Below are 1,269 nucleotides of genomic sequence, written 5' to 3'. Positions count from 1 at the left end.
TTGTAGTGGTCAACTAATTTAGGACACCTGATAAGAGGTTTTTATTAAAGTAGCGTTTCTCTTTTTCTAGCGGTGTTAAATAACTGTTGAAAGTATGCGGTCTCACGGTTTGATAATAGCCCCAGATATAATCACTGATGGCATTTGATGCCTCAGCGATATTCTCATAACCACCTTTTGGCATCCACTCCGTTTTGAAGCTTCTAAAGAATCGTTCTGTTGGGGCATTATCCCAACAGTTACCTTTTCGACTCATACTTTGCGTCATGCCATTACAACTGGCCACGGATTCAGCGAATATCTTACTGGTGTAATGGGTGCCCTGATCAGAGTGAAATAACACACCAATTGGTTTAAGTCTAGTCTGATACGCCATCTGCAGCGCTTTGGTTGTCAGCATACTGTCAGGCGAATCTGATACAGCAAATCCCACCACACGCCGAGCATATAAATCTAAAACGATAGCTAAATAGCACCAGCCGCCTTTAATACGGATGTAGGTCACATCCCCCGTCCAAACTTGATTGGGCGCCGTTGGGCTAAATCTGCGTTTTAAAAGGTTGTCATGGGTTTTATGTTCCTGATCAGCGTGCTTGTATTTGTGGGTCTTGAGCTGGCAACTGACCAGATTCATTTGCTTCATAATCTTGGCAGCTAAGTAACGTGTTAGCTTAATACTGTGCTCATTCCACAGAATGGCGACAATGGTGCGAGCCCCAGCTGATTGTTTGGAGTCATTGAATATTTGACGTATCAAGGCTTTTAGTTTGATACGTTCAACGTCAATAGGCTTAGTCTGCATGCCATAGTAGTAGCTGCTTCTGACGACATCAAACAGGTGACATAGCTTACGCTTGCTCAGTCGTTTATCTTGCTCTGCTAGAGTCTTAATTAGCGATAGTCGCTCAGACTGTCCAAGGCTAGCAGAGCTGAAGCCTTTTTTAGTATGTCACGCTCCATAGTCAAACGCTTAACCTGTTTACGCAGCTCTTGTAGCTCTCGCTGTTCATCAGTTAACGCCAGTCCTTGGGTTGGTGCAACGCCTTGCTTCTCTTGTCGATACTTGCGTACCCAGTTGTCTAGGGTTGATGTGCCAATCCCTAGTGACTCTGCCACTTCTGCTATCTTACGCTTGTGATCAATGACTAAGCTGATAGCTTCAAGTTTGAATTCTCGGGTGTATTCTCTGCGTTTGGTAGTCATACTAGTTTTCCTCTTTGAGTTAGTATAACCCCTTATAGACTGTCCAATTTTATTATGCCACTACAA

2 protein-coding genes are annotated in these 1,269 nt (G+C 43.7%); both read right to left on the bottom strand.

The features are described 5' to 3' along the window. Positions 1–13: 13 nt before the first annotated feature. A complete protein-coding gene (locus QL898_RS13705; RefSeq protein ID WP_290177187.1) occupies positions 14–862 on the bottom strand; it encodes an IS3 family transposase in 849 nt (282 codons plus the stop codon). A gap of 29 nt (positions 863–891) precedes the next feature. After that, positions 892–1,203, bottom strand: coding sequence for a transposase (locus QL898_RS13700; RefSeq protein WP_290177186.1), 312 nt, complete (start codon positions 1,201–1,203; stop codon positions 892–894). Positions 1,204–1,269: the final 66 nt, after the last annotated feature.

It is taken from the genome of Psychrobacter sp. APC 3279, from assembly GCF_030407795.1.
GTDB lineage: Bacteria > Pseudomonadota > Gammaproteobacteria > Pseudomonadales > Moraxellaceae > Psychrobacter.
This window is presented reverse-complemented; position numbering and strand designations above follow the sequence as displayed.